Source organism: Erwinia sp. ErVv1, from assembly GCF_900068895.1.
Lineage (GTDB): Bacteria > Pseudomonadota > Gammaproteobacteria > Enterobacterales > Enterobacteriaceae > Erwinia.
Genome location: NZ_CDPK01000008.1, coordinates 151,018 through 175,707, shown reverse-complemented (window position 1 = coordinate 175,707; position 24,690 = coordinate 151,018). Strand labels below are relative to the sequence as shown.

The window sequence follows — 24,690 nt, the reverse complement described above, 5'->3', positions numbered from 1 at the left end:
TATGTCCCAGGCGGCTCTGAATATTCGTAACCGTGAAGCGCAGGAGAAGGCGCGGTCCGGCCGCAGTAATGGTTCGCGGCTGGCCGGCATCATTTTTTTGCTGATGGTGCTTGGCGTGATAGTGGCCGCTGGGTTCGTGGTGGTGAAGTGGATGAACGATGCTTCCCGCCAGCCGCTCTCAAGGTTGGTGGTGACCGGCCAGACCCACTACACCACCCATGACGATATTCGCCAGGCGATTTTATCGCTGGGCGCACCGGGGACCTTTATGTCCCAGGATGTGGATGTGATTCAACAGCAGATTGAGCGTCTGCCGTGGATCCAGCAGGTGAGCGTCCGTAAGCAGTGGCCTGATGAGTTAAAAATTCATCTGGTGGAGTATGTTCCGGTCGCGCGCTGGAACGATCTGCATATGGTGGACNCCGCCCGCCGGTCCTGGCAACTGGTGTTGGACGATGATATTCGGCTTGAGTTAGGGCGCAATGAGGATATGAAACGGCTTCAGCGCTTTATCCAGCTTTACCCAACGCTACAGCAGCAGGCGCAGGCGGGAAACAAACGTATCAGCTATGTCGATCTGCGATATGACTCTGGCGCGGCAGTAGGATGGGCACCGGCGGTTGAGAGCACTGACAGTAAACAGCAACAGAATCAGGCACAGGTTAAACAACAATGATCAAAGCGACGGACAGAAAACTGGTAGTTGGACTTGAAATCGGCACCGCTAAGGTCGCCGCTTTGGTAGGTGAAATTCTGCCCGACGGCATGGTTAACATCATCGGCGTCGGTAGCTGCCCTTCCCGGGGGATGGATAAAGGCGGCGTAAACGATCTTGAATCCGTCGTGAAATGCGTCCAGCGCGCCATTGATCAGGCTGAGCTGATGGCAGACTGCCAGATCTCCTCCGTTTACCTTGCATTATCGGGTAAACATATCAGCTGCCAGAACGAAATAGGGATGGTTCCTATTTCCGAAGAGGAAGTGACTCAGGAAGATGTGGAAAATGTGGTACATACCGCTAAATCGGTTCGCGTTCGGGATGAACACCGCATCCTCCATGTGATCCCGCAGGAGTACGCCATCGACTACCAGGAAGGGATCAAAAACCCCGTGGGACTGTCTGGCGTGCGTATGCAGGCAAAAGTGCATTTGATTACCTGCCACAACGATATGGCGAAAAACATTGTTAAAGCCGTTGAACGTTGTGGACTGAAAGTTGACCAACTGATCTTCGCCGGGCTGGCTTCCAGCTTTGCCGTGCTCACCGAAGATGAGCGTGAGCTTGGCGTGTGCGTCGTGGATGTCGGCGGCGGCACGATGGATATTGCGGTTTATACCGGTGGTGCACTGCGCCACACCAAGGTTATTCCCTATGCGGGCAACGTGGTGACCAGCGATATCGCCTACGCGTTTGGCACGCCGCCAACCGATGCCGAAGCCATTAAAGTGCGTCACGGCTGCGCGCTGGGCTCCATCGTCGGCAAGGATGAAAATGTTGAGGTGCCGAGCGTGGGCGGACGTCCACCCCGTAGCCTGCAGCGCCAGACGCTGGCAGAGGTGATCGAACCGCGTTATACCGAACTGCTGAATCTGGTTAACGACGAGATCCTGCAATTGCAGGAACAGCTGCGCCAGCAGGGCGTGAAGCATCACCTGGCAGCAGGCATCGTCCTGACCGGCGGTGCGGCACAGATTGAGGGATTAGCGGCCTGCGCCCAGCGCGTTTTCCACACGCAGGTGCGTATTGGACAGCCGTTAAACATTACGGGATTAACGGATTACGCGCAGGAGCCATACTACTCTACGGCAGTCGGCTTACTGCACTACGGAAAAGAGTCTCACCTTAACGGTGAGGCAGATGTAGAAAAAAGAGCCTCAGTGGGCAACTGGTTTAAACGAATCAACAGCTGGCTGAGAAAAGAGTTTTAATTTTGATAAAAGGGGATCATGCTAGACTTATTTATGATCTCCAGGCGACAGGCACATAACGGAGAGAAATTATGTTTGAACCAATGGAATTAACCAATGACGCGGTGATTAAAGTCATCGGCGTCGGCGGCGGCGGCGGTAACGCCGTAGAACATATGGTGCGTGAGCGCATCGAAGGTGTCGAGTTCTTTGCCGTTAACACTGATGCACAGGCGTTGCGTAAAACGGCTGTCGGTCAGACTATCCAGATTGGTAATGGTATTACTAAAGGTCTGGGTGCGGGGGCGAACCCGGAAGTGGGTCGTAACTCTGCTGAAGAAGATCGCGAAGCGCTGCGTCAGGCACTGGAAGGTGCAGACATGGTGTTTATCGCCGCGGGTATGGGCGGTGGTACCGGAACAGGCGCAGCACCGGTTGTAGCCGAAGTGGCAAAAGACCTGGGTATCCTGACGGTAGCCGTGGTTACCAAGCCTTTTAATTTTGAAGGCAAAAAACGCATGGCATTTGCCGAGCAGGGTATCGCTGAGCTGTCTAAGCACGTCGATTCTCTGATCACCATTCCTAACGACAAGCTGTTGAAAGTGCTGGGTCGCGGTATCTCCCTGCTGGACGCATTTGGCGCGGCTAATGACGTGCTGAAAGGCGCGGTACAGGGCATTGCTGAACTGATCACCCGTCCTGGCCTGATGAACGTCGACTTTGCTGACGTGCGCACCGTGATGTCCGAAATGGGCTATGCGATGATGGGCTCTGGCGTGGCGTGCGGTGAAGACCGTGCGGAAGAAGCTGCTGAAATGGCGATCTCCAGCCCACTGCTGGAAGATATCGACCTTTCCGGTGCGCGTGGCGTGCTGGTCAACATTACGGCGGGCTTTGACCTGCGTCTGGACGAGTTTGAAACGGTGGGTAACACCATCCGCGCCTTCGCTTCAGACAATGCGACCGTGGTTATCGGTACGTCACTGGATCCTGAAATGAACGACGAACTGCGCGTGACCGTTGTCGCTACAGGTATCGGTATGGATAAGCGTCCGGAGATCACCCTGGTCACTAACCAGAAGCAGCAGACGCAGCCTGTGATGGATCACCGCTACCAGCAGCACGGCATGGCCCCACTGCCTCAGGAGCAGAAACCTGCGGCGAAAGTGGTCAACGATCCGACTGCGCAAACTAACAAAGAGCCCGACTATCTTGATATTCCTGCCTTCCTGCGTAAGCAGGCAGACTAGGAATAACCTGAGAATTGGGATTCTCCGCTCTTTGTGCTAAAGTATTCGCCCGTCAGTAATTTATACTGGCGGTCGGATGAGTAATTTTTGCGAGATAAAGCGATGATCAAACAACGGACATTAAAACGTATCGTTCAGGCGACGGGTGTTGGTTTACATACCGGCAAGAAAGTCACCCTGACGTTACGCCCTGCGCCGGCCAATACCGGGGTCATCTATCGCCGCACTGACTTGAATCCACCGGTTGATTTCCCGGCTGATGCTAAATCCGTGCGTGATACCATGCTCTGTACTTGCCTGGTTAATGAGCATGACGTACGTATTTCGACGGTCGAGCACCTTAATGCCGCACTGGCTGGCCTGGGTATTGATAACATCGTGGTGGAAGTGAACGCGCCTGAAATTCCTATTATGGATGGCAGCGCCGCCCCCTTTGTTTATCTGCTGATGGACGCTGGCATTGAAGAGCTGAACAGTGCGAAGAAATTCGTGCGTATCAGACAGCCTGTCCGGGTTGAAGATGGCGACAAATGGGCCGAGTTCAGGCCACACAATGGTTTCACGTTGGATTTCACTATCGACTTTAACCATCCGGCGATCGATTCCAGCTCACAGCGCTACAGCATGGACTTCTCTGCTGAAGCCTTTGCCCGTCAAATCAGTCGCGCGCGTACCTTCGGCTTTATGCGTGACATTGAAGCATTGCAGTCCCGTGGCCTGTGCCTGGGCGGCAGCTTTGACTGTGCCATCGTGGTAGATGACTACCGCGTCCTGAACGAAGACGGCTTACGCTTTGAGGACGAATTTGTGCGTCACAAAATGCTGGACGCCATCGGCGACCTGTATATGTGCGGTCACAACATTATCGGTGCGTTTACCGCCTTCAAATCGGGCCATGCGCTGAACAACAAGCTGTTGCAGGCCGTTCTGGCTAAGCAGGAAGCCTGGGAATGGGCAACCTTTGAAGATGAAGCCGAACTGCCGGTAACCTTCAGAGCGCCAAACCTGGTTCTGGCCTAGCGCCGGGCTACTTATTACGACTGGTTGAGCTGGTACTCTCTCCGGCCAGTGAGGCCAGTCGTTCTATAATCCTTTTCAGTTTCTCTGGGCTACGGCTCGCCACCCCCCTTAAAATTTCCGCGCTCTGCTGACTCAGCTCACGCCCGCCCGTTTTTTCTTCTTTTGTCGCCCGACTGCTGTTTTCCTGTACGCTTTCCTGTCCTTTTGCCGCCAGTGATGGATTTATCCTGATGTCGATTGCAGTCAATGATGGTAATATTTGCGCACGTAAAGCTGACAGCAGGCTGGATTGTTCATAGCGGAGACGCATCATCCAGCTGGCGTTAGCCGTTTCGAGCACCAGAATGCCCTGGCGAAAGTTCGCCACGCGGCACCAGGGATGAAGCTGAGCGGGAAGAACGCCCCGTACGGCGCTATTCAGTTTGTTCAGGGCGATAGCACGCTGCTGAATGGATTGCAGCACCCCCTGACCCTCGGTGGCATCGAGTAAATGTTCAATTGATTGCGGGCGACTATCACGCATAGCGGGCTCCGGCGGAAAATAGTGATCGGTATTTTAAATTGTTGGCGACAATTTGGCAGACGTTACTTCTGGCCGCATCTCCTGTTGGGGATGGTCGCGGCAAGCTTTGGCCTGCCTCACGCGTCAGCCTGCGATCGTACAACTTTATCAGAATCCTCTTCCAGAAGCCTGAATATCAGCAACGGGGTGCGCGGTAACCACCTCGCGCTGCTCCAGGAGAGCGTTCGCCGCACTAATTTTAACGTCGACTACTGGCATCAGCACGCCATTCGCACCGTTATTCGCCATCTCTCCTTCACGCTGACGCCAGCCAGTCTCCCTGCTACCGAGCAGGTATTGCCGCTTGAGGTCCACAAGCTGGCGCTGCTGGACACGCTTAATGCGCTACTGACGCATGAGGCCCGGCCACCGGTTATTATCCGGCAGATGGCGCGGCCTGCCCTGGCCTCCGCGCCCGGCTATCATCCCGGCCTCTGGCTGTCGCGCGTACAGGGTATTCGTGCCGGACCCGCTTCTCTCGCCTGATATCTGACGCATACCCATTACATTAGAAGCTAAATGCTAAACCGCAGATCGCGGTGGCTGAGAGAAATTATTTATTATGTTAATCAAATTATTGACCAAGGTTTTTGGTAGCAGCAACGATCGTACCCTGCGCCGCATGCGTAAAGTCGTTGAGCAAATCAGCAAAATGGAGCCTGATTTCGAAAAGCTGTCTGACGACGAGCTGAAAGCGAAAACCGTTGAGTTCCGGGCCCGTCTGGCAAAGGGCGAAGTGCTGGAGAATCTGATCCCGGAGGCCTTTGCTACCGTGCGTGAGGCCAGTAAGCGCGTGTTTGGCATGCGTCACTTTGACGTCCAGCTGCTGGGCGGCATGGTGCTGAATAATCGCTGCATCGCTGAAATGCGTACCGGTGAGGGTAAAACCCTGACCGCAACGCTGCCGGCCTACCTTAACGCCCTGAGCGGTGAAGGCGTACACGTGGTTACCGTGAACGACTATCTGGCCCAGCGTGACGCCGAAAATAACCGTGCGCTGTTTGAATTCCTCGGTCTGAGCATCGGCATCAACCTGCCGGGTATGCCTGCACCTGCAAAGCGTGAAGCCTATGCGGCCGATATCACCTACGGCACCAATAACGAATACGGCTTTGACTATCTGCGCGACAATATGGCGTTCAGCCCCGAGGACCGCGTACAGCGTAAGCTGAACTATGCGCTGGTGGATGAGGTTGACTCCATCCTGATCGATGAAGCGCGTACGCCGCTGATTATCTCCGGACCCGCAGAGGACAGCTCTGAGCTTTACATCAGGGTGAACAAAATTATCCCTAACCTGATCCGTCAGGAAAAAGAGGACTCAGACAGCTTCCAGGGTGAAGGTCACTTCTCGGTAGACGAGAAATCCCGCCAGGTGCATCTCACCGAGCGCGGTCTGGTGGCGATTGAAGAGCTGATGGTCAGCGAGGGCATCATGCAGGAGGGCGAATCGCTTTATTCGCCGGGCAATATCATGATGATGCACCACGTAACGGCTGCGCTGCGCGCGCACGTACTGTTTACCCGCGACGTGGATTACATTGTAAAAGATGGCGAAGTCATCATTGTCGATGAGCATACTGGCCGTACGATGCAGGGCCGTCGCTGGTCTGATGGGCTTCATCAGGCTATTGAGGCGAAAGAAAACGTCGACATCCAGAACGAGAACCAGACGCTGGCCTCCATCACTTTCCAGAACTACTTCCGTCTGTATAACAAGCTGGCCGGTATGACCGGTACGGCAGATACGGAAGCCTTCGAGTTCAGCTCGATTTATAAGCTGGAAACCATCGTCGTTCCAACCAACCGTCCGATGGTACGTAAGGATCTGTCGGATCTGGTCTATATGACCGAGAAAGAAAAAATTGATGCCATCATCGAGGATATCCGTGAGCGTACCGCTAACGGTCAGCCGGTGCTGGTCGGTACCATTTCTATCGAAAAATCGGAAGTGGTGTCGGAGGAACTGACCCGTGCCGGTATCCAACATGCGGTGCTGAACGCCAAATTCCACGCCCGCGAGGCAGATATCGTGGCCCAGGCCGGGCAGCCGGGTGCTGTGACGATTGCAACAAACATGGCAGGTCGTGGTACGGATATCGTGCTGGGCGGCAGCTGGCAGGCCGAGATTGCTGAATTGACCGACCCCACCGCCGAACAGATTGATGCGATCAAATCCGCCTGGAAGATCCGTCACGATGCGGTACTGACTTCCGGCGGTCTGCATATTATCGGTACCGAGCGCCACGAATCGCGCCGTATTGATAACCAGCTGCGTGGTCGTTCAGGCCGTCAGGGGGATAACGGTTCGTCCCGCTTCTACCTGTCCATGGAAGATGCGCTGATGCGTATTTTCGCCTCGGATCGCGTAACGAATATGATGCGTAAGCTGGGTATGAAGCCTGGTGAAGCGATTGAACATCCCTGGGTGACCAAAGCGATTGCTAACGCCCAGCGCAAGGTGGAAAGCCGCAACTTCGACATCCGTAAGCAGCTGCTGGAATATGATGATGTCGCCAACGATCAGCGTCGGGCTATCTACAGCCAGCGTAACGAACTGCTGGACGTATCCGATGTGTCTGAAACCATCGCCAGCATCCGTGACGATGTCTTCAAAACCACCATCGACACCTTTATTCCTCCTCAGTCGCTTGAAGAGATGTGGGACGTCACCGGTCTGGAAGAGCGTCTGAAAAATGACTTCGACCTGCATATGCCGGTGGCAGAGTGGCTGGATAAAGAGCCTGAGCTGCATGAAGAGACCCTGCGCGAGCGGATCATGGAGCAGGCTAAAGCGCAGTACCTGCTGAAAGAAGAGGTTGTCGGCCTTGAAATGATGCGCAGCTTTGAAAAAGGGGTGATGTTGCAGACGCTGGATTCCCTGTGGAAAGAGCATCTGGCCGCGATGGACTATCTGCGTCAGGGTATTCATCTGCGTGGCTACGCCCAGAAGGATCCTAAGCAGGAGTATAAGCGCGAATCCTTTGCGATGTTTGCCGCGATGCTGGAATCACTGAAATATGAAGTGATCAGCACCCTCTGCAAGGTTCAGGTACGCATGCCAGAGGAAGTGGAAGCGATGGAGGAGCAGCGCCGTGAAGAAGCGGAGCGTCTTGCTCAGCAGCAGCAGTTAAGCCACGTTGAAACCGAAACCGAGGCTGCGATTGAACTGGCCGATCAGACCGGCGACCGCAAAGTAGGGCGTAACGATCTTTGCCCGTGCGGATCGGGTAAAAAATACAAACAGTGTCATGGCCGTCTTGCCTGATCCTGATTGAATATAAATGGCACCCAGCCTTCTGGTGGGTGCCATTTTTTTTACTTTTTTACATGGACTAAGACAGCTATTTGCAGGGAGCCGCTTCCGTTAATGAACGTTCGCCAATATATGTCCAGTAACTGTTACTTTGTTTACCACGAGGGAAATTTGTATTGCTCCAGGAATCACTCTTTGCTGCTTTAAAATAGCGTACGTTTTCCAGAAAATAGCCTCTTTCATCGCTTATCTGCCAGGTCTGGTAATTATTCTGCAAATCCAAAGGACGAAATGAACCATTTACCTTACGTGCGCGATTTGCATCTAATATTTTCTTTGTACCCAGACTAACTAGTTGAACCTTACTGCCACTGTCAAATTTGTCTATCCGCCAGTATTGATAGGCACCCTGGTTCCACCCTTTAGTATAGATGTCGCCATTTGATGAGCCATCTAATACTTTTCCAGTTTTATTATGCGTTATTTTGTAATAATCATGCCCAACTTCGTTTGTATAGAGGTATTCGATGCGCCAGCGTTGCCATGGATTAAAGATATCCATTGAATTAGTGTATACCTCACCCTTAGCGTTAGCGTCCAGCGCATTACCTGTAGCAAGCTGTTCCAGATAATAGACTTTATTTTTCTCGCCGAGAAAATTGGTTTTTACAATTTTCCCTACGGGGACTTTTTGTCCCGGCGAGTAACATTTCTCAGGCGCTGCGGGTACGGACATTTTCTGACGCTTTACGAATTCTTTAGCGACTCTGTTTTCTACTTTATAGGAGGTAACCTGAAACTCTGTAGGTGATGCTTTGAGCAAATCGAAATAGCCTGCATATAATGCACCCGTAGTATAAACCGGGATATCCCCAAAAACAGGGTGCTTTTCAACATAGGGGGAGTGCGTATGGCCGACAAATATGGCAGAAACTTTATATTCCTTCATCATGGCTTTTAGCATCGCTTTTTCATGATCGCAAGCCTTATCAATCCACTCCAACGCATGAAAGTTAATAAATATATTGTCTACGCCACGCTTCCGGGCCAGCTCCAAATCATGACGTAGCCAGGTGAAAGATTTGGTAACGTTAGTAACATTTTTATTCAATAAATCGTTTAGCCAGACTCGATAGTTTGGTGCAAGGTGGAGCTGGACGAAATGGTTAATGACCCTGGAGTCGCCGCCTGAGTCCCATGAGTAGGCAAGACTGCCATAAGTGGTTGAGTTATCGAAATCTACAAGATCCCTGCTAAAATTTTTCAGCTTTTTGGCGTAATTACCCTGCTCACGTTTTATGGTATCCGCCATAAACCGGGCACACTCATTCCCATTAAGCCATGCCTCAGCCGGCCCACGGCAGTCATTATAATTCCTTTCATAATCATGATTCCCCAGGCCCAGGTAAAAAGGGAATCTTAAGCCATTATAAACCTTGCGAAAGGAGTTAAGCTGGTTATTCCGGCCAAACTCTGTAATGTCACCATTAATGATTCCGAATTGTGGCCTTACCGTTGCCGATAGCGTGTTAATACCATAAATAACATTATGATTAAAACTTTCCCATTTTGGTGTTGTATTTGAACTATTAGGATCGGGGGAGCCGGGTCCCTGGCCCATTCGCCATGCCTGTGGATCGGCCATAATAATATAATTTGATTCTTTTAACTCGGTCGTTCCAAAATTTGCATGGGCACTCATATGAAATGAGGATGCTGATACCAATATAGCTAATATCATTTTTTGTGATTTAATTAAATGCATACTGATATGTCCAAAGGTTAGTTTGAATAAATTTGAAGTGCTTTTTTTGAATTTATAAAACGACAGGCTGCTGGTGGAATGAAAATAATCAGGGATGTAGTTTTCCATTCATTTTTTTAAAAACCTGATGCAGATGTATTTTTACTTTTGTAGGGATGTATGACAATGATAATCGCCTTAAGCTTTACTTAAGCTGCTCTGTGGTGCGTGATGATTGATTTATTTCGGGGAGGACTGCGGGGTTAAGTCAGAATTTCTATCTATTTTCTTAAGTGAGCTGGACTATAACAAGTGGTAGTGATGAAAATAATGGGTTATCCTTTATGTGTTAGTTAAATTGAGGGGGGTAATGAAGATGAAATATTTACAGGTTGTTGTGGGGATTATTAAAGATAAGGCCGGCATGATATTTATTGCTCAGCGTTCAGCGGATTCACACATGGCCAATATGTGGGAGTTTCCCGGAGGGAAAATAGAGGTGGGCGAGACGCCTGAACAGGCGCTAAGTCGTGAACTGCAGGAAGAAACAGGTATCTGCGTGGAAAATGCTACCGCCTATGATACTGCCGTTCATGCGGACAATAATCTGCATGTCACTCTGCATTTCTATATTGTCGATCGGTGGCAGGGAACCCCTTATGGCCGTGAAGGTCAGCCGGTTCGCTGGCTGACAGCCGATAAATTACAGGCAGATGAATTTCCACCGGCCAATAAGCCCATTGTTGCCCGCCTGCAGGCGGAGGTTATTCAGCAAACTGAATAACCTCGTCAGTTATCATGGACCTTAAGAGAAAACCCTGCGTTTTCGGCCCTTAATGTTCATACGGTGGAAGCGAGTCTTCGCTCCAGTCTTCACTTTCGGAGATGCCACCGCCGCTGGCGATACGTTTCTCTTCTGCCGCCCACTCACCCAGATCAATGAGCTGGCAGCGCTTGCTGCAGAAGGGGCGCCACGGGCTTAAATCGTCCCAGATCACCTCTTTGGCACAGGTCGGACAGTTAACGCTGATAACTTCATCTTTATTCATTTGTCAGAACCTCAACAACAGGCGAGTTCAAAATCGAGCCGTGCCGGAACTTCGCCATTTTCACTGTCGAGCGGCAGGAAGCGGATTGCGAAACGACTTTTATGGCCGGAAACCTGAGGATAGAGCGACTCCTCTAACGCCAGCTGCAGACGCAACAGTTCAGCGCCTTCCGCGTTATCCTGGTAAAAACCGTTCAGGCTGGTTTGATTACGGAAACTGCCCGACTGACGAATCAGATCGAGTATCAGCATAAGCGCATCGCGGATCGGACTCAGCGATTCCATCCATATCCCCACCTGAGCATCACGCACAGGTTGTTCCAGGTGCAGCCAGATATGCAGAGTAGGAAGATCAAAGCTACAGCAGCCGCCCGGTATGCTCTGGCGTTGGCGAATTAGCCCGATAAGCCGGTCGTCGCGCAGCAGCTGACCCATTCGTGGCGCAGCCATCAGCACGGTTGACCGCATCTTCAGACGCTCGCGCAGCGCGTTGACCCGCTCCATATCAACGCCGGGAACGTCGGCCCAGGCCTGTAGCTTTTGCTGCTGCTTTTCCAGCTCCTTGATGATTTCGGTGCGCAGCTCTCCGCGCTCAAAGACGTCCAGCAGCTCCGACGCATTGCGAAAGAACGTCAGGGCGCCATGATGATCGGTAATGGTCTGGCTTTGCTCCAGCTGCTGGATGAGAAACTCTATACGCAGCCACGTGCGCATTTTTTCGTTTAACGGATACTCAAATAAAACGGTTGTGCTCATACTGTTAATCCTGGTGTGTTGCCTGTGCCAGCTGCCTGTAGCGCCGATCGAGAAGGGCAACGCGGGCGGCCACTGCATCGGGCGAACCGCCGTTATCTATAATGTCATCTGCCACGGCAAGCCGCATTTCGCGAGTCGCCTGAGCAGCAAGAATATGTTCAGCCTGTTCACGGGTAATCCCGTCTCTGTGCATGGTGCGTGCAAGCTGAGTGTCGCGATCGACGTCCACGACCAGCACCCGGTTTGCCAGGTGCTGCAAATTATTTTCGACCAGAAGCGGTACCACCCACAGGCACCATTCTGACTGAGCTTCGCCAAGCTGGCGGCGGGTCTCAGCCTGAATAAGCGGGTGCAGCAGCGCGTTAAGCCAGGCTTTATCACCGGGTGTGCTGAAAATACGTTCGCGCAGCGCGGCACGGTTAAGTGAACCGTCCTGCTTAATCACTTCCTCACCAAATTTCTGCTGGATGGCCACCAGTGCCGCCTGTCCGGGTTCGACGACCTGCCGGGCAATGACGTCAGCATCCACGATATCCACTCCCCTTGCGGAAAACGCATGGGCAACGGTCGATTTGCCACTGCCAATCCCACCGGTAAGGGCAACAGTATAGCGCATAAGGCTTACCTCCCATGGCTTCAGCGTCGCGGGTTGCTAATGCGTTAGAAATTCCACGCGACGCCGGGCCAAAACTGCGGCACGGATCACATGACGGGGTTTTGGATAAATTTAGGGGATTGTAGCGTAAATAAAGCTGTTTTCGCAGTCTTGTCGTGGCGTTTTTAGCGCGTATGATAGCGTCACTGGAGCTGGTAGCAGCACCCAATCGACAGATTGCGCCATCAACCAGGAAACATCTCATGCGTATTGAAGAAGATATCAAGTTAGGCTTTAAGGATGTGCTGATCCGTCCTAAACGATCCACCCTCAAAAGCCGCTCTCAGGTCGAGCTAACCCGTCAGTTTACCTTTAAACATTCCGGTGTTGCCTGGTCGGGCGTGCCGATTATCGCTGCGAATATGGATACCGTTGGTACCTTCAGCATGGCGGAAGCGCTGGCATCCTTTGACGTTCTGACCGCGGTTCATAAGCATTACAGCGTGGAGCAGTGGCAGGCGTTTGTCTCTCGCGTGCCTGATAACGTACTACGTCATGTGATGGTTTCAACAGGCACCTCTGATGCGGATTTTCTCAAGCTACAGCAGATTCTGGCGCTTTCACCGCTGCTGAACTTTATCTGTATTGATGTCGCGAACGGCTACTCAGAGCATTTTGTTGAGTTCCTGAAGCGTGCGCGTGAAGCCTGCCCCGATAAAACTATCTGTGCGGGTAACGTTGTTACCGGTGAAATGGTTGAGGAACTTATCCTCTCCGGTGCGGATATCGTCAAGGTGGGCATCGGGCCAGGGTCCGTCTGTACCACGCGGGTCAAAACGGGCGTGGGCTATCCTCAACTCTCCGCCGTGATTGAGTGTGCGGATGCGGCGCACGGCCTGGGCGGACAGATCGTCAGCGATGGCGGCTGTTCCGTTCCGGGAGACGTCGCTAAGGCGTTTGGCGGCGGAGCCGATTTTGTGATGCTCGGTGGCATGCTGGCCGCGCACGATGAGTGTGAAGGCACGGTTGTCGAAGAGAATGGCGAGCAGTTTATGCTGTTCTACGGCATGAGCTCCGAGTCGGCGATGAAACGCCACGTAGGCGGTGTTGCAGGTTACCGCGCAGCAGAGGGTAAAACCGTCAGGCTCCCGGTGCGAGGCCCGGTTGAGTACACCGCCCGGGATATCCTGGGGGGACTGCGCTCCGCCTGTACCTATGTAGGGGCTGAACGTCTGAAGGAGCTGACTAAGCGCACGACCTTTATCCGCGTCGCCGAGCAGGAAAACCAGGTGTTTAACCGCTAAATCTGGTGGGCAATCCAGCCACTGCTGATATAGCCGTTACCTCAGGCCTGTCTGATATTCCCGCCGCCGACGGCGGCGGGAATATGGTTTATCTGCTCGCCTTAGCCGTATTTTACGTTCAATCACGTCCTGCGCCCCACGCCTTACGCTACATGCTTTACACCCCATGCTTTACACCCCATGCCTTACACCTCACGCCTCATGCTCCATGCCTTACACCCCATGCCTTACACCCCATGCCTCATGCTCCATGCCTTACACCCCACACTATATGCCTCACGCCCACCCTCATTCTGACCCTGTACTATCCCAACGCATCCCCGAGATTAAACACGGGCAGATACATGGCAATAACCAGCGTCCCCACTATCGCGCCGGTTACGATCATCATCAGGGGTTCAAGTGAAGCAGCCAGCGTATCTGCCAGCTCCTGAGTCGACTGTTCATGAAAATTCGCCAGCCGGGTCAACAGGCTGTCCAGCGATCCTGCTTCTTCGCCTACCTTAATAAGCTGGTAACAGAGCGGAGTGAAGAGAGAGTGCTGCTGTAATGCCTGATTGAGCGGCAGTCCTGAGGAGATATGCTGTTGGATTCCGATGATAGCCTCGCGCCAGAGACGGTGATTCAGGGAGTATTCAACCGCCTGCAGGCTTTGCAGTAGCGTCAGGCCAGCCTGCTGGGTGAGCGACAGGATGGTAAATATTTTACTGAGCTGGCCGCCCCGATAGAGCCTGCCGGTCAGCGGAATTTTCAGGAGGATCCGCTGAAAGCCCGTCTGCAAGGCAGGCGAGCGGCGGCTGTACCACTTCCAGCAAGCCGCGCCTAACAGGGGCAGGGGGATAAACAGCGCCCCAAAATGTCGGAGCCAGTCCGAAAGCGCGATTACCGCAGCGGTGAACCCCGGCAGCGGCGCATCAAATGCCTGGTAGACGGAGACGAACTCAGGCAGTACCCACACCAGCATTCCCAGGCTGACCAGTAGCGCAACGGCAAGAATAAACAGCGGATAGCGCAGTGCTTTAGCCACTTTTTTTTGCAGCTGCTGCTGCCTCTCCTGTTGCAGTGCCAGCTGGAGACAACACTCGTCCAGCTGGCCGGTCATCTCTCCCACTTTCATCAGGGCAGGGCAGAGCGCGGGAAACACGTCCGGCCAGAGCGCCAGTACGTCCGAAAAGGGCATCCCTTCTGATACGCGCTGCCGTATATGGACGAGCAGCGCGCACCACCCGGCCTCGGCATGGCCGTCCGCAATCAGATTCAGACTGTCCGACAGCGTCAGCCCTGCTTTCAGCAGCGTAGCAAGCTGCCGGTAAAAGCTGGTTTTATGCTGCCACTTCCAGTCTCTGGCACGATAACGACGCCCGGAGGAGAGCCAGAACGGCTGATAGTTTTTTGCGACCAGCAAATCCATCACCTCCTGTCTGGAGTGACAGAAGAAAGCGCCGCGCGTCATTTTTCCCTCTTCATCCAGCGCCTGCCAGCGAAACAGCTGTCGATCAGCCATTTTCCGGCCCTACCACGCGGTTAAGCTCCTCCAGGGTGGTTTCTCCACGATTAACGCAGTGTAATCCTTCCACAAACAGTGAGTTCATCCCCTGTTGTTTTGCTATGGCGGCCAGCTCGTCAGGCCCCTGCTCATTTGCGATCGCGTTCTGCAGGCGGGCAGAAACAGGCAACAGTTCAAACAGCGCAAGGCGGCCATAGAAGCCGGAGCAGCAGTGTTCGCATCCGACTGCCCGCCAGTTTCGCACCGTACCCGGCCATATGGTCTGAGGGAAATGCCCTATGGCTTCAGCGGGTTCCCGGCAGTGAGGGCAGAGACGGCGCACCAGCCGTTGTGCGATAACCAGCTTGAGGGCGGAGGCCACCAAATAGCCCGGAATGCCCATTTGACCAAGCCGCGTCAGCGTCTCCGTTGTTGAATTAGTGTGCAGCGTCGACAGCACCAGATGGCCCGTCTGGGCTGCCTTAATGGCAATTTCTGCCGTTTCAGCGTCACGTATTTCTCCGAGCATAATAACGTCAGGATCCTGTCGCAGCAGGGCGCGCAGAATACGGCCAAAATCGAGGCCAGCCCTGGGGTGGATCTGCGTCTGATTTACGCCGGACAGCGGGATTTCGATAGGATCTTCTACGCTGCATAAATTCCGCTGAGGGTGGTTAAGCCAGCTCAGGCCACTGTAAAGCGTGAAGGTCTTGCCGCTTCCGGTCGGGCCGGTAACCAGAATCAGCCCCTGCGGGCGCGAGAGTATTTCGCGAAAGCGCCGCAGGGATGCTGCAGGCATACCGAGATTTTCCAGCATCACGGACTGACGGCTCCCCTGGAGCAGTCTGATCACGGCTTTTTCACCATATCGCGTAGGCAGGGTCGAGAGCCTGAATGACTCGGCACTGTCATTAAGCTCAAGGGTAAACTGCCCGTCCTGAGGCATGCGACGCTCGGCGATATCCAGACCGGCAAGGATCTTCAGACGTGCGATTAGCGATGCACCCACATCCGCCGGGTGGGTGGGGAGGCTTTGCAGCACGCCATCGACCCTGAGGCGAATGCGGATTTGGTGCGACTGTGGCTCAATGTGAATATCGGATGCCCGCCGCTGAATCGCCAGCTGCAGGAGCTGATCGATACGTTCCGGGGCGGCATCAGCAGGGCCAGCCCGCGCCGATTTTTCGTCCTGCGTCCCGGACTCCTGCGCCTGAACATATTGGTCCAGCCGCGCAGGTGGCCAGCTTTCAACCTCAATAGCGGCATGGGTGGCAAAACGCAGGGCTTCCATCATCTCCACCGAAGGATTTTCGGCGACGGCGATGTGCAGGCGTTCGGCGCTCAGCGCTAAAATAACCGCCTGATGCTGGCGACAAAGGGCTTCAATGGCGCTGCGGGAAGAGAGCGCCGTCATTTCAGCTCTCCCGCATCCTCATCATGAAAGCGGAACAGGCTTTCACAGGCTTCTTTGAGGGCTGACTGCTGACTGGTGCAGCTGCGACGCCAGTTCATTAGCCCTTCGGACTCCAGCCACCGTGGGGTCATTACCACGTTCAGACTGGAAAGGCTCTCCTGCCCGGTAAGGGTGATTGTACCCGCCTGGACCGCAACCTTAGCAACATAGCGCGAGCCTTTACCCGCGGGTACGCCATTAACGCCCTCTGAACAGTTAACGGGCCCGCCATGCTCAAGCGCGCACAGCTCGACGGCGGTTTTATAAGGCATGGCGGTTTGCAGCATGTCGGTTAGCGCGGCTTTTTGCAGGTAGTTCTGATAAGTCGGTATGCCGATGGCACTTAAAATAGCGACGATAGCGATGACAATCATCAATTCTATCAGGGTAAATCCTTGTTGCTGTTCCATTGCATCTCTCCTTCGGTGGTGTGGAGGGAAGCGTAATACCGGCAAAAAAGCCTGACTACCTAAAGGTCCTGGATCCTGAAAGCGGGTCTGGATATGTTTTCGACGTTACATGAGGGTTCAAAAAAAAGGGAAGGCAGCGCGCAAAGAGAAGATTAAAGAGGGTGCCCCCCTCTTCGGCGGCCCGAAGAGGGGTAGAATGCAGGAGGATTAACGAAAACGCATTGAGAGGTCGAGGGAGCGGATATGCTTGGTCAGTGCGCCAACCGAAATGAAATCCACGCCGGTGTCGGCAAAGGCTTTAAGCGTTTCATCGGTGACGTTGCCGGACACCTCCAGCAGCGTCCGGCCGTCCGCCAGCTTAACCGCTTCACGCATTTGGTCGACGGTGAAATTATCCAGCATTACGATGTCCGCACCGGCCGCAATCGCCTGGTTCAGCTCATCGATTGACTCAACTTCAACTTCAACAGGGACGTCAGGATGCAGCCAAAACGCTTTTTCAATCGCCTCGCGAATCGAGCCGGTGGCGATAATATGGTTCTCTTTAATCAGGAAGGCATCGGACAGCCCCAGCCGGTGGTTCGATCCGCCCCCGCACTGTACCGCATACTTCTGTGCGGTCCGCAGGCCGGGCAGCGTTTTACGGGTGTCCAAGAGCTGGGTGCGCGAGCCCTTAAGAATAGCCACGTAGCGGCTCACCTCTGTGGCGACGCCAGACAGCGTCTGCACAAAATTGAGCGCGGTGCGCTCAGCGGTCAGGATCAGCGCCGAAGGGCCGGAGACCTCGAACAGCGTCTGGTTTGCCTGAATCGCATCGCCATCTGCTACATGCCAGTTGATGTGGGTTTGATTACCGAGCTGAATAAAGACTTCTTCTACCCAGCGTTTGCCGCAGAAGATACCTGGCTCGCGGGTGATCACCACGGCGTGGGACTGAGCGCCTGCAGGCAGTAAACCGGCGGTGATATCTCTGTCAGGATCCACTTCGCCGCCCAAATCTTCACGCAGGGCTTGCGCAACAACGGGGGGAATATCATCCTCAATGCGGTTTAACAGCTCGGCTCGGCGGCTGTCAGGATCGTAGCGACGGGTCGTCATGATAAATCTCCGAAGAACCAGGGGGGAAGTCGTGCTCATGCTAGCCTGTTTGTTACAGGCTTGCCAGCCACCACCAGGCAGAGGTTTGCCATACATTGAGAGAGTCAGTCTCAGCTCAAGCCGGTGGTGTGCGGTGTCGGAAGGTTGGTTTTCGCAAAAAGAATCATGCTAATCTGGGCGTTACTGGATTAAAGGAGAGTCAGGTATGCAGCTGCAAGCGGGCTGGATCGCCGGAGTGAAGCGGGTTCCCTCGCCACATTTCAATGAACGGCCAGACCAGGAGGCGCCAACGCTGCTGGTTATCCATAATATCAGCCTGCCGCCGGGGGAATTCGGTGGCCCGTGGATAGATGCCTTATTTACCGGTACGCTTGATGCGGATGCACATCCTTATTTTGCCGGGATTGCCGCACTGAAGGTGTCGGCACACTGCCTGATCCGCCGGGACGGTGAGATCGTGCAGTACGTTCCCTTTCACCTTCGCGCCTGGCATGCAGGGGTCTCATGCTATCAGGGACGGGAGGCCTGCAATGATTTCTCTATTGGTATTGAACTGGAAGGAACTGACGTTCAGCCCTATACCGACGAACAGTATGCGTCACTGCAGGCGGTGACGGCGCTGCTGATTGAACGCTACCCGGCCATTGCTGAAAATATTACCGGGCACAGCGATATCGCACCCGAGCGGAAAACCGATCCCGGTCCTGCGTTTGACTGGGCCAGATTCCATGCGACGCAGGTTAAGCGTTCCAGACATTTCCCTGTGGAGGAGTAACGGGCATGACGCTGTTTAGTTTGCTGTTGGTGCTGGGATGGGAGCGCATTTTCAAGATGGGCGAACACTGGCAGCTGGATCATTATCTTGCGGCGCTGTTCCGCGGGCGGCAGCGTTTTTCTCTGCTGCGAACGCTGCTGATGACTGTAGTTGCGATGGCGATTATCGTCGTCTGTTTACTGGGGCTGAAGGGACTGTTTTTTGGCGTGCCGCAGCTGCTGTTCTGGATAGCGGTTGGGCTGCTCTGCATTGGTGCCGGTTCGGTGCGCCTGCATTATCATGCTTACCTCAAAGCCGCCAGCCGCAACGACACCCGCGCACATAACGCGATGGCCGAAGAGCTGACGCTCATCCACGGTATCCCGAATGATTGCGATGAGCGCGAATATCTTCGCGAGCTACAAAACGCGCTGCTGTGGATTAACTTTCGCTATTATCTGGCCCCGCTGTTCTGGTTTGTAGTAGGCGGCCCCTGGGGGCCGGTGCTGCTGGTCGGCTATGCGTTTCTCCGCGCCTGGCAAAGCTGGCTGGCCCGCCACCACTCGCCCCTGGAGCGATCCCAGTCGGGTGTAGATGCCATCCTCCACGTTGTTGACTGGCTTCCGGTTCGCCTGGCCGGGGTCGCCTATGCGCTGTTAGGACACGGGGAGCGCGCGCTACCCGCCTGGTTTGCCTCCCTGACCGACAGGCATACGTCCCAGTACCAGGTACTGACGCGGCTGGCGCAGTTTTCCCTTTCCCGCGATCCGCACAATGATAAGGTCGAAACGCCTCGCGTAGCGGTATCCCTCGCTAAAAAGGTGTCGCTGGTGGTGGTGGTGGTGGTGGCGCTGCTAACGATTTACGGCACGCTGGTTTGACGTGTCATCCGCAGGGGGAATGCCAAATACCGGCAGCCCGTTCTCCCAGCCGAAGCTTTTGATGCGCGTATGGCGGTTGGGATCGTAAAGTGGGTCACCTTCGATTTCCGTATAGTTACGTGCGTGATAAACCAGCAGATCTTCGCCGGTTTCGGAAACGGTGAAGCTGTTGTGGCCTGGCCCGTACTGCTGGTTTTCCCAGCTGGTGGTGAAAACCGGAATGGGCGATTTCTGCCAGTTAGCGGCTATCAGGGGATCGGCCTCCGCGTCGATCCACAGCAGACCCATACAGTAATTTTCATCGGTGGCGCTGGCGGAGTAACTGACAAATAGCCGGTTGCCATGACGAATGGCCGCCGGTCCTTCGTTTACGCTGAAGCCTCTGCACTCCCAGTCATACTCCGGCTTGCTCAGCATGACCGGCTCGCCTTTGATTGACCAGGGGGAATCCAGCTCCGCCAGATAGAGGTTAGAGTTGCCGGGAATCTGCGGATCTTTCTGTGCCCACAGATACCAGTTTTTCCCCTGATGAACGAAATGGGTGGCATCCAGCGCGAAGCTGTCGATCGGGACCCTGATCTGCCCGCACTCGCGCCATTCTCCGCTGAGCGGATCCTCTGACGTACAGGCAAGGGCGAACATCCGGTGCTGAAACAGCCCGTCCTTAATCGTGCGGGTCGGTGCAGCCGCGAAGTAGATAATCCAGGTGCCATCAATTCGATGCAACTCAGGTGCCCAGATCAACTCGCTCATTGGACCCTGAGAATGTTTGCGCCATACCACAACCGGTTCGGCGTCGGCCAGCCCGGTCAGCGTGCTGGCGCGGCGGATCTCCAGCCGGTCATACTCGGGAACCGAGGCGATAAAGTACCAGGTGTTATCGACATGCAGAATAAAAGGGTCGGCGCGCTGTTCTATCAGCGGGTTTGGCCAGCGGTTTAGCGTCATTATGCAGTTCCTTCCGGTTTAATCGTGGCTTTACCGTCGCGGTAGTCGTTGAGTTCCTGAAAATTATGGCGGCGTTTTTCCAGCTCAAGCTGGATACGCTGCATCATTTTCCTGTCAACCTTCAATAACCTGACCACGCCAGCAGTAATAAGGTAGCCCACGCCTGGGATCACGGTGAAGAGCAGTACGATGCCGTTGAGCGCTTCCGGGCTTTGGGCTTTGGCGCCAGCGCTGTAGCCATACCATGAAAGAAGGAAACCGACCATTGCACCGGCCACGGCCAGGCCAACCTTAAGAAAGAACAGGTTTCCCGAAAAGCTGATGCCGGTAATGCGCTTGCCGGTTTTCCATTCGCCATAATCATCCACGTCGGCCATCAGCGACCAGTGCAGTGGGGAAGGGATTTGATGCAGGATGTTCAGTACAAAGTACATCACCACCACCAGCAGGGTAGCCTGCGGATCGAGGAAGTAGAATCCGCTGGAGAAAATCGCCAGCACGATGTTGGTCCAGAAAAAAACCTTAAGCTTGCACCAGCGGTCCGTAAGGACTTTAGCCAGCGTGCTGCCGATCATCATGCCGATTACCCCGAGGCTGATAAACAGCGTAGCAAAGTGCGTACTCTGTCCCATAACCCAGGTGACGTAATACATGGTGGCCGCCATGCGGATAAAGCCGGGGCAGACGTTGCAAAAGGTCAGCAGCAGAATGCGAACCCACTGGTCGTTTTTCCAAACGTCCCTCAGGTCGGCTCGCAGATCGTCGTTGCTCGGCACTGCCGGGCGAATGCGCTCGCGTACCGTCGCGAAACAAAATAAGAACATGCACAGGCCAATGAGCGCCAGCACGCTCATCGCCATCTGATAGCCACGCGCTTTATCTTCGCCGCCAAACCATTCGGCCATCGGCAGCAGCGTCAGGGAGAGGATCAGGGTTGCCACGCCGACCATCACAAATCGCCACGACTGGCAGGAGACGCGTTCACCCGGATCGTTGGTGATGACGCCGCCAAGGGAGCAGTAGGGGATATTGATGGCGGTATAGGTGAGCGACATCAGGAAATAGGTGGCGAAAGCGTAAATAACCTTATTGTCATAGGTCCAGTCCGGCGTGGTGAACATCAACACGCTGAACAGCACGTAGGGAAGCGATATCCACAGTAGCCAGGGGCGAAAGCGACCCCAGCGGCTTTGCGTACGGTCGGCAATAGCGCCCATTATGGGGTCGGTGACCGCATCCACCACCCTGACCGACAGCAGTAATACCCCGACCAGCGCCGGTGCCAGTCCGAAAACATCCGTATAGAAATAGTTAAGAAACAGCATGATTGCGCCGCCGATCATATTACAGCCGGCATCGCCCATCCCGTATCCCAGTTTCTCTTTGATTGAAAGCGCCGTGCCATTCATGGATATTTCTCCGTCTGAATCTTAGCAGGCATTATTTATGCAACAGCACAGACTTACGCTGGCTGAATGCGTCACAGACATGGACGAAAAGGCTGTGGACAGGAAAGTGTGAGAAGGATAACACTTAGCCGGGCGGGCGGATCGCGAAGGGGATATTGATAAGCAGGGCAGGATAAAGATCGGGAAAACAGCGTGCCGACGGGCGGTGTGAATCGCCGGGCCTGTCGGCCCGGCCGTGTTATATCATCCGGCTTTTTGCAGCCGGTTTTTCAGCATGAAACCTACCGCCAGAATAGCGATCCAGACCGGGATCAGCCAGACGGAAATCGCCATGCCGGGCGTTACCGCCATAATGACCAGAATTGCTGCCATAAATAGCAGGCAGATCCAGTTTCCTACGGGATAAAACAGCGCCTTAAAACGCGTCTCAACGCCCTGTGCATCCTTCCTGCGGCGAAACTTAAGATGTGCCAGGCTGATCATCGCCCAGTTAATCACCAGGGCAGAGACCACCAGCGCCATCAGCAGACCAAAAGCTTCCCCCGGCATCAGGTAGTTAATCAGGACGCAAATGGCGGTCGCCGCCGCAGAAACGCCGATGGCGACAAACGGCACGCCGCGACCATCTAACTTCATCAACGCCTTAGGGCCATTGCCCTGCTGCGCCAGTCCGAAAAGCATACGGCTGTTGCAATAGACGCAGCTGTTATAGACCGAAAGGGCCGCAGTCAGAATCACGACGTTAAGCGCATTGGCGACCAGGGAATCACCCAGGTCGTGGAAAATCATCACGAACGGGCTGGCACCACCAATCACTTTGGTCCAGGGATAGAGCGACAGTAACACCGTCAGCGAGCCAATATAGAAAATCAGGATGCGGTACAGCACCTGATTGGTGGCTTTGGGGATACTTTTTTCAGGATCGTCCGCTTCCGCGGCGGTAATGCCCACCAGCTCAAGCCCGCCGAAAGAGAACATAATTACCGCCATCGCCATTACCATGCCGGTGATGCCGTTCGGGAAGAAGCCGCCCCGATCCCAGAGGTTGGAAACGGAGGCATCAGGCCCGGCGTGACCGCCAAACAGCAGCCACGCACCAAAGACGATCATGCCGATTACCGCTGCCACCTTGATGATGGAAAACCAGAACTCCATTTCGCCGTAGACTTTCACGTTAGTCAGGTTAATGGCATTGATGATAAAGAAGAATACCAGCGCGGAGATCCAGGTCGGGATCTCCGGCCACCAGTACTGGATGTATTTACCTACGGCGGTCAGTTCCGCCATGGCAACCAGTACATAGAGGATCCAGTAGTTCCAGCCGGAGGCGAAGCCTGCGAAATTGCCCCAGTATTTATAAGCAAAATGGCTGAAGGAACCGGCAACCGGCTCCTCCACGACCATTTCACCCAGCTGGCGCATGATCATAAAGGCGATAAAGCCGCCGATGGCATAGCCCAAAAGCACCGAGGGGCCAGCCATTCTGATCGTGTCTGCAATTCCCAGAAAAAGGCCTGTCCCGACGGCCCCGCCCAATGCGATAAGCTGGATGTGCCGGTTTTTAAGCCCGCGCTTCAGCGTCTCGCCCTGCTGTTGTTCCATAGTAAACCTCGTTATCCGTTATTTTGTTAACCAAAAGGCTAACTCTGTAATCCGTTGCTTACAGAGAGCGTATTTAAATTGATACAGTCTCATTCAAATTAAAATCAGCCTGATGCTACCGTGGCGACAAGAATAATGATAAGCAGCCGCCAATGCACTCGCTTTCTTTTGCGGTGAGAAGAAAGATCGAATCGAGAGCAGGCTCAGCCCCCTTAGTTTCTGCCATAAACGGATCGAAATAACGAATAGCATTCCCTTATGGTCGATGAGGAAAACGAGACCAGGGTCCGATTTCGGGTGGTTGCTATATGGACATCACGTGAATACTTTGTTACTTTACGGACACCTTTTTGCAATTGGTATTACCAATTTACTCCGGCAAATAGCAGATGAAGGGATGATGGCTTACAGCAAAATCCGCCAACCAAAGCTTTCCGATGCTATCGAGCAACAGCTTGAGTCTCTCATTATGGAGGGGACGCTGCGTCCGGGCGAAAAACTGCTCCCGGAGCGCGAGCTCGCTAAACAGTTCGATGTTTCCCGACCTTCTCTGCGTGAGGCCATTCAGCGTCTGGAAGCGAAAGGCCTGCTGCTGCGCCGACAGGGCGGCGGCACCTTCGTCCAGACCAACCTGTGGCAAAGCCTTAGCGATCCGCTTGTTGAGCTTCTGGCCGGTCATCCTGAATCTCAGTTTGACCTGCTGGAAACGCGCCACGCGCTGGAAGGGATCGCCGCGTACTATGCTGCCCTGCGCGGCACGGAAGAGGATTTAGTGCGCATCCGCCACTGTCACGTGCAGATTCAGTCTGCTCAGGCCAGCGGCGATCTGGACGCGGAAGCCGATGCGGTGATGCAGTACCAAATTGCTGTAACAGAAGCCGCCCATAATGTGGTGTTGCTGCATCTGTTACGCAGTATGGGGCCAATGCTGGAACAGAACGTGCGACAGAATTTTGAACTGCTCTACTCCCGCCGCGAAATGCTGGCGAAAGTGAGCGGTCATCGCGCCAGAATTTTCGAGGCGATTGTGGCCCGCGAGCCCGAAAAGGCGCGCGAAGCTTCACATCGCCATCTGGCGTTTATTGAGGAAATATTGCTGGACAGAAGTCGGGAGCAGAGTCGAAGAGAGCGCTCCTTGCGACGTTTACAGCAACGTAAGGAATAACGCGTAAACATAACGCGGCACATAAAACGACGGACCTGTCT

23 protein-coding genes are annotated in these 24,690 nt (G+C 54.2%); 11 read left to right on the top strand and 12 right to left on the bottom strand.

The features are described from left to right. The first annotated feature begins 1 nt into the window (after position 1). The 4 genes from A1830_RS13450 (at position 2) to lpxC (ending at position 4,178) form a co-directional block, all read left to right on the top strand. Positions 2 to 676 carry a cell division protein FtsQ/DivIB gene (locus A1830_RS13450; protein WP_067706791.1) on the top strand — a complete coding sequence of 225 codons (675 nt, stop codon included), beginning with the start codon at positions 2 to 4 and terminating at the stop codon, positions 674 to 676. Further along, positions 673 to 1,929: a cell division protein FtsA gene (ftsA, locus tag A1830_RS13445; protein WP_067706788.1), complete on the top strand. Its 1,257-nt coding sequence runs from the start codon at positions 673 to 675 to the stop codon at positions 1,927 to 1,929. The genes A1830_RS13450 and ftsA overlap by 4 nt, the downstream gene beginning before the upstream one ends. 71 nt (positions 1,930 to 2,000) lie before the next feature. Continuing rightward, on the top strand, positions 2,001 to 3,158 hold the full coding sequence (gene ftsZ, locus A1830_RS13440; protein ID WP_067706783.1) for a cell division protein FtsZ: 1,158 nt from the start codon (positions 2,001 to 2,003) through the stop codon (positions 3,156 to 3,158). Positions 3,159 to 3,260: 102 nt separating this feature from the next. After that, entirely contained in the window at positions 3,261 to 4,178 is a 918-nt protein-coding gene (lpxC, locus tag A1830_RS13435; protein WP_067706779.1) for a UDP-3-O-acyl-N-acetylglucosamine deacetylase, read from the top strand. A gap of 7 nt (positions 4,179 to 4,185) precedes the next feature. On the opposite strand, the gene A1830_RS13430 is transcribed toward lpxC, so the two are convergent. After that, positions 4,186 to 4,701, bottom strand: coding sequence for a DUF721 domain-containing protein (locus A1830_RS13430; RefSeq protein WP_067706777.1), 516 nt, complete (start codon positions 4,699 to 4,701; stop codon positions 4,186 to 4,188). A gap of 21 nt (positions 4,702 to 4,722) precedes the next feature. On the opposite strand from A1830_RS13430, the gene secM reads away from it, so the two are divergent. Then, positions 4,723 to 5,226 (top strand): secA translation cis-regulator SecM, encoded by a 504-nt coding sequence (secM, locus tag A1830_RS13425; protein ID WP_067706775.1) that lies wholly within the window; start codon positions 4,723 to 4,725, stop codon positions 5,224 to 5,226. Between the two features lie 76 nt (positions 5,227 to 5,302). Further along, entirely contained in the window at positions 5,303 to 8,008 is a 2,706-nt protein-coding gene (gene secA, locus A1830_RS13420; protein WP_067706772.1) for a preprotein translocase subunit SecA, read from the top strand. A 76-nt stretch (positions 8,009 to 8,084) separates the two neighbouring features. On the opposite strand, the gene A1830_RS13415 is transcribed toward secA, so the two are convergent. Further along, positions 8,085 to 9,869: an RICIN domain-containing protein gene (locus tag A1830_RS13415; protein WP_067706768.1), complete on the bottom strand. Its 1,785-nt coding sequence runs from the start codon at positions 9,867 to 9,869 to the stop codon at positions 8,085 to 8,087. Between the two features lie 247 nt (positions 9,870 to 10,116). Between A1830_RS13415 and mutT the strand changes: the two genes are divergently transcribed. Then, entirely contained in the window at positions 10,117 to 10,524 is a 408-nt protein-coding gene (gene mutT, locus A1830_RS13410; RefSeq protein ID WP_067706930.1) for an 8-oxo-dGTP diphosphatase MutT, read from the top strand. Positions 10,525 to 10,573: 49 nt separating this feature from the next. Here the strand turns inward: mutT and yacG are convergent, their stop codons facing one another. From yacG to coaE, 3 genes are read right to left on the bottom strand one after another with little or no spacing between them, the layout of a single operon-like run. Beyond that, positions 10,574 to 10,789: a DNA gyrase inhibitor YacG gene (gene yacG, locus A1830_RS13405; protein WP_067706764.1), complete on the bottom strand. Its 216-nt coding sequence runs from the start codon at positions 10,787 to 10,789 to the stop codon at positions 10,574 to 10,576. 11 nt (positions 10,790 to 10,800) lie between these two features. Beyond that, complete coding sequence (gene zapD / locus A1830_RS13400) at positions 10,801 to 11,544, bottom strand: cell division protein ZapD (RefSeq protein WP_067706760.1); 744 nt, start codon at positions 11,542 to 11,544, stop codon at positions 10,801 to 10,803. Positions 11,545 to 11,548: 4 nt separating this feature from the next. Beyond that, positions 11,549 to 12,160: a dephospho-CoA kinase gene (gene coaE / locus A1830_RS13395; RefSeq protein WP_067706756.1), complete on the bottom strand. Its 612-nt coding sequence runs from the start codon at positions 12,158 to 12,160 to the stop codon at positions 11,549 to 11,551. 242 nt (positions 12,161 to 12,402) lie between these two features. Between coaE and A1830_RS13390 the strand changes: the two genes are divergently transcribed. Next, entirely contained in the window at positions 12,403 to 13,443 is a 1,041-nt protein-coding gene (locus A1830_RS13390) for a GMP reductase (RefSeq protein WP_067706752.1), read from the top strand. Positions 13,444 to 13,747: 304 nt separating this feature from the next. Here A1830_RS13390 and hofC read toward each other — a convergent pair whose 3' ends face one another. The 4 genes from hofC to nadC all read right to left on the bottom strand — a co-directional run bounded on the left by hofC (position 13,748) and on the right by nadC (position 17,890). After that, entirely contained in the window at positions 13,748 to 14,947 is a 1,200-nt protein-coding gene (gene hofC, locus A1830_RS13385) for a protein transport protein HofC (protein WP_067706748.1), read from the bottom strand. After that, positions 14,940 to 16,343, bottom strand: a complete 1,404-nt coding sequence (gene gspE / locus A1830_RS13380; protein WP_067706745.1) for a type II secretion system protein GspE — start codon at positions 16,341 to 16,343, stop codon at positions 14,940 to 14,942. Before gspE ends, hofC begins: the two co-directional genes overlap by 8 nt. Beyond that, entirely contained in the window at positions 16,340 to 16,792 is a 453-nt protein-coding gene (ppdD, locus tag A1830_RS13375) for a prepilin peptidase-dependent pilin (RefSeq protein WP_067706742.1), read from the bottom strand. The genes gspE and ppdD overlap by 4 nt, the downstream gene beginning before the upstream one ends. A 207-nt stretch (positions 16,793 to 16,999) precedes the next feature. After that, entirely contained in the window at positions 17,000 to 17,890 is an 891-nt protein-coding gene (nadC, locus tag A1830_RS13370; protein WP_067706739.1) for a carboxylating nicotinate-nucleotide diphosphorylase, read from the bottom strand. A 205-nt stretch (positions 17,891 to 18,095) separates the two neighbouring features. Between nadC and ampD the strand changes: the two genes are divergently transcribed. Together ampD and ampE are read left to right on the top strand one after the other, a co-directional pair. After that, on the top strand, positions 18,096 to 18,665 hold the full coding sequence (gene ampD, locus A1830_RS13365; RefSeq protein ID WP_067706736.1) for a 1,6-anhydro-N-acetylmuramyl-L-alanine amidase AmpD: 570 nt from the start codon (positions 18,096 to 18,098) through the stop codon (positions 18,663 to 18,665). A gap of 5 nt (positions 18,666 to 18,670) precedes the next feature. Continuing rightward, entirely contained in the window at positions 18,671 to 19,525 is an 855-nt protein-coding gene (gene ampE / locus A1830_RS13360) for a beta-lactamase regulator AmpE (protein ID WP_067706733.1), read from the top strand. On the opposite strand, the gene A1830_RS13355 is transcribed toward ampE, so the two are convergent. The 3 genes from A1830_RS13355 to aroP form a co-directional block, all read right to left on the bottom strand. Next, the gene (locus A1830_RS13355) at positions 19,499 to 20,473 is read right to left on the bottom strand and encodes a glycoside hydrolase family 43 protein (protein WP_067706729.1); all 975 of its coding nucleotides are present in this window, start codon (positions 20,471 to 20,473) and stop codon (positions 19,499 to 19,501) included. The genes ampE and A1830_RS13355 overlap by 27 nt on opposite strands. Further along, entirely contained in the window at positions 20,473 to 21,882 is a 1,410-nt protein-coding gene (locus A1830_RS13350; RefSeq protein ID WP_067706725.1) for a glycoside-pentoside-hexuronide (GPH):cation symporter, read from the bottom strand. The genes A1830_RS13355 and A1830_RS13350 overlap by 1 nt, the downstream gene beginning before the upstream one ends. 243 nt (positions 21,883 to 22,125) lie before the next feature. Continuing rightward, positions 22,126 to 23,484: an aromatic amino acid transporter AroP gene (aroP, locus tag A1830_RS13345; protein WP_067706721.1), complete on the bottom strand. Its 1,359-nt coding sequence runs from the start codon at positions 23,482 to 23,484 to the stop codon at positions 22,126 to 22,128. A 400-nt stretch (positions 23,485 to 23,884) separates the two neighbouring features. Here aroP and pdhR point away from each other — a divergent pair, with 400 nt between their 5' ends. Next, on the top strand, positions 23,885 to 24,649 hold the full coding sequence (gene pdhR / locus A1830_RS13340) for a pyruvate dehydrogenase complex transcriptional repressor PdhR (RefSeq protein WP_067706927.1): 765 nt from the start codon (positions 23,885 to 23,887) through the stop codon (positions 24,647 to 24,649). The last annotated feature ends 41 nt before the right edge of the window (positions 24,650 to 24,690 follow it).

Bases quoted from the DNA above. Each gene is read 5' to 3' on its own strand.
- ftsA (WP_067706788.1), top strand. From the start codon at position 673: ATGATCAAAGCGACGGACAGAAAACTGGTAGTTGGACTTGAAATCGGC.
- ftsZ (WP_067706783.1), top strand. From the start codon at position 2,001: ATGTTTGAACCAATGGAATTAACCAATGACGCGGTGATTAAAGTCATC.
- lpxC (WP_067706779.1), top strand. From the start codon at position 3,261: ATGATCAAACAACGGACATTAAAACGTATCGTTCAGGCGACGGGTGTT.
- A1830_RS13430 (WP_067706777.1), bottom strand. From the start codon at position 4,701: ATGCGTGATAGTCGCCCGCAATCAATTGAACATTTACTCGATGCCACC.
- secA (WP_067706772.1), top strand. From the start codon at position 5,303: ATGTTAATCAAATTATTGACCAAGGTTTTTGGTAGCAGCAACGATCGT.
- A1830_RS13415 (WP_067706768.1), bottom strand. From the start codon at position 9,869: ATGGAAAACTACATCCCTGATTATTTTCATTCCACCAGCAGCCTGTCG.
- mutT (WP_067706930.1), top strand. From the start codon at position 10,117: ATGAAATATTTACAGGTTGTTGTGGGGATTATTAAAGATAAGGCCGGC.
- yacG (WP_067706764.1), bottom strand. From the start codon at position 10,789: ATGAATAAAGATGAAGTTATCAGCGTTAACTGTCCGACCTGTGCCAAA.
- zapD (WP_067706760.1), bottom strand. From the start codon at position 11,544: ATGAGCACAACCGTTTTATTTGAGTATCCGTTAAACGAAAAAATGCGC.
- coaE (WP_067706756.1), bottom strand. From the start codon at position 12,160: ATGCGCTATACTGTTGCCCTTACCGGTGGGATTGGCAGTGGCAAATCG.
- A1830_RS13390 (WP_067706752.1), top strand. From the start codon at position 12,403: ATGCGTATTGAAGAAGATATCAAGTTAGGCTTTAAGGATGTGCTGATC.
- hofC (WP_067706748.1), bottom strand. From the start codon at position 14,947: ATGGCTGATCGACAGCTGTTTCGCTGGCAGGCGCTGGATGAAGAGGGA.
- gspE (WP_067706745.1), bottom strand. From the start codon at position 16,343: ATGACGGCGCTCTCTTCCCGCAGCGCCATTGAAGCCCTTTGTCGCCAG.
- ppdD (WP_067706742.1), bottom strand. From the start codon at position 16,792: ATGGAACAGCAACAAGGATTTACCCTGATAGAATTGATGATTGTCATC.
- nadC (WP_067706739.1), bottom strand. From the start codon at position 17,890: ATGACGACCCGTCGCTACGATCCTGACAGCCGCCGAGCCGAGCTGTTA.
- ampD (WP_067706736.1), top strand. From the start codon at position 18,096: ATGCAGCTGCAAGCGGGCTGGATCGCCGGAGTGAAGCGGGTTCCCTCG.
- ampE (WP_067706733.1), top strand. From the start codon at position 18,671: ATGACGCTGTTTAGTTTGCTGTTGGTGCTGGGATGGGAGCGCATTTTC.
- A1830_RS13355 (WP_067706729.1), bottom strand. From the start codon at position 20,473: ATGACGCTAAACCGCTGGCCAAACCCGCTGATAGAACAGCGCGCCGAC.
- A1830_RS13350 (WP_067706725.1), bottom strand. From the start codon at position 21,882: ATGAATGGCACGGCGCTTTCAATCAAAGAGAAACTGGGATACGGGATG.
- aroP (WP_067706721.1), bottom strand. From the start codon at position 23,484: ATGGAACAACAGCAGGGCGAGACGCTGAAGCGCGGGCTTAAAAACCGG.
- pdhR (WP_067706927.1), top strand. From the start codon at position 23,885: ATGGCTTACAGCAAAATCCGCCAACCAAAGCTTTCCGATGCTATCGAG.